Source organism: Micromonospora sp. NPDC005161, from assembly GCF_053599855.1.
In genome coordinates, this window is sequence record NZ_JBSFYQ010000113.1 from 1 (window position 1) to 2,604 (window position 2,604).

The 2,604-nt window shown below is 67.6% G+C and carries 1 protein-coding gene; it reads right to left on the reverse strand.

Annotated features, from left to right (window positions below):
* Positions 1-2,604, reverse strand: a 2,604-nt coding sequence (locus ACWD5O_RS37040; RefSeq protein ID WP_450088160.1) for a beta-L-arabinofuranosidase domain-containing protein, incomplete at both ends; no start/stop codon positions are given.

Here is a 2,604-nt window from a genome sequence, read left to right on the forward strand (position 1 = left end):
CGAGGCGGCCTGGGCGTCGCCGATGTAGTACGGCCGCAGGGTGAAGCCGTGGGTGGTGAAGAGCAGGTCACCCCCCGCCGTGGTGCTGGCCTGGGTGATCGCCGCGCGGGCGTAGTCGCCGTCGCGCTTGAGGTGCCGGTAGAGGGAGAGTTCGCGGTAGTTGCCGCTGCCGGGGTTGCCGAGGATCTGCATGAGGAGGGGCCCCCAGAAGATCGACTGCGTGTCGGGACGGTCGATCGCCCGTTCGATCCGGATGCTGAACGGCATCCGGATCTCGATGGTGTCGCCCGGCGCCCAGGTACGGCTCAACGTCAGGTAGCTTGCGGGTTTCGCGTCGACGTCCTGGCTGACGCCGTTGATGGTGACGTGGAAGCCCTTCTGCACCCAGCCAGGCACCCGCAGCTTGATGTCGAGCGGCCCGCTGCCGTTGACGGTCAGCCTGGTGTGGTCCTCGCGCGGGTAGCTCGTCTCCTGAGTGACGGCGAAGCCCTTCTCGGCCCAGGTGAGGGTCGACGGTACGTACAGGTTGACCCACAGCGTCGTGCCGTCGGCGGACTTGAAGTAGACCGTTTCCTGGTACTTGGTGTGGTTCTCCAGGCCCGTCCCGCCGCAGCAGGTCCCGGTGTTGCCGTAGCTACGGCTGATGCCCGGGGTCAACGGTTGGAAGTAGGTGACCTGTGGGTTGCTGACGCTCGTCGTGTCGGCCCGCGAGCCCGCGATCTGGTTGAACAGCCCCCGCTCGTAGTGGTCCATGTACGCCGGGTCGTGCTCGTGCAGGAACAGATTGCGGGCCAGCTTGAGCAGGTTGTACGCGCTGCAGGTTTCCGCACCGCCCTGGGCGATCGAGTTCGCGATGTTGTCCCGGTTCTGGAACAACTCGGTGTTGTTGTTCGAGCCGGGGTAGTTGCCGCCCAAACCACCGTGTGCGTACCTGCGGTGCGGCACGAGCATGCCGAAGAAGTTCTTGGCGGCCTGGAAGTACTCGGGGTCCCCACTGTGCTCGTAGACACGCATGTAGCCGACGAACTGCGGCATGTGCATGTTGACGTGCAGCCGATCCGGGCGGCGCCGACCGGGCCTGGTGGCCGGCGTCGTGACCAGGATGTCGCGGTTCTCCACGCAGGCGTCGAAGAGCGACTCCCGGTTGTCGAAACGCTTGGCGGTGTCCAGGTGCTTCACGTCGCCGGTGAGCGCGTAGATCTCGGGGAACACCTCGTTCGCGCCGCCGGACTCGCCGGCGATGTAGAGGTCCCACATGTAGTTCAGGTTGTCCCGGGTGATCGGGCCCGCGTACTGGGGGTGGTTCTTGTCCCCGATGGTCAGCGCGAGGTGCGCCCAGTTGGCCATCTTGACGACGACGTCGAGGGCCTTGGGGTTGTCGGTGTGGTAATACGCGTCGAGCAGACCGCGCATGATCTTGTGCTGCGTGTACCACGGCGCCCACGTGTTGGTGGCCGCGTTGCCGCCGTAGACGGCCCACCGCGGCGGACCGAGCCGCAGCACCGTGTCCTCCGGGAGCGCGCCCAGATAGCCGGGGTGGGTCGGCACCCAGTCGGCGGCCCCGCTGCTCTGGGCCGCGACGATGCCGCCGTCCCGGCCGTTGGGCGAGGCGTCCTTGATCGCGGTACCACCCTCCTCCTCGAACCGGTACCAGGCGATCGACCCGCCGGCGGTGCTCCCGGTCGGCGAGTCCAGCATCGACCGGACCTCCGCCTGGCTCAGGGCCCGGTCGAAGATGTGGAACTCGTCGATGCTCGCGTCCAGGAACGCATCGCCGTACTGCGACCGCCCGATCCACCGGTTACCGGGATTCCCGAGGTTGGCCGGGCTCAGCGTCATGGCCGTGTTCTGGCCAGCCTGCTGACCGTTCACGTACAGCGTGCCGGTCTGCTGGGTGAGCGTGACGGCCAGGTGCACCCACTGGTTGGTCGGCAACGCCGCGTTACCGTCGATCCGTTGCTCCCCACCACCACCGCTGACCGTGATCGCGAACCGCGGCACGTTGCCGGTAACCCCAGCACGCGGAGTCAGGAACATGTTGACCGTGGTGTTCTGACCGAAGTCGAACAGCCGGCTCCAGTTCTGGGTGGCCGCGAGGTTCACCCAGGTGGCGATGGTGAAGTCGGCGAGCTGGCTGATCGCCTCCTGCGGAAGGGTCACGTGCTGCGCCCGACTGGGACCATTCAGGCGGAGCGCGCTGCCGAAGCGGCCCGGCACCCGGCCGATCTGCGGCTCCTGCGGCTCCTCACCGCCCGGACCGCCATCGCCCATCCGCGCGGTGATCGCAGCCTGGCACGCCGCGAGCTCATCGACCATCCAGTCGAGCTTGCTCTTGAAGATCGGCTCGCCAAGGTCCGCGTAGCCCTGCGCCAGGGCCGTCATGAAGTGGCCAGCCCAGTGGCCGCTGAGCAGACCGCCGTCCTCCCACCCGCCAGGGACGGAAACGCCCGCCGGGTTCGGCCGACCAGCCTGGTTGTTGAACAGCACAAGGAAGCGCCGCTCGTCGAACTGCCGGAGCCAGGCCTTCATGCGGTCGCGCTTCTCCTGGAGCAGTCCGTCGCCCAGCTTCACCTCCCGCAGCTGGAACGGCCTGACCGGGGCGGT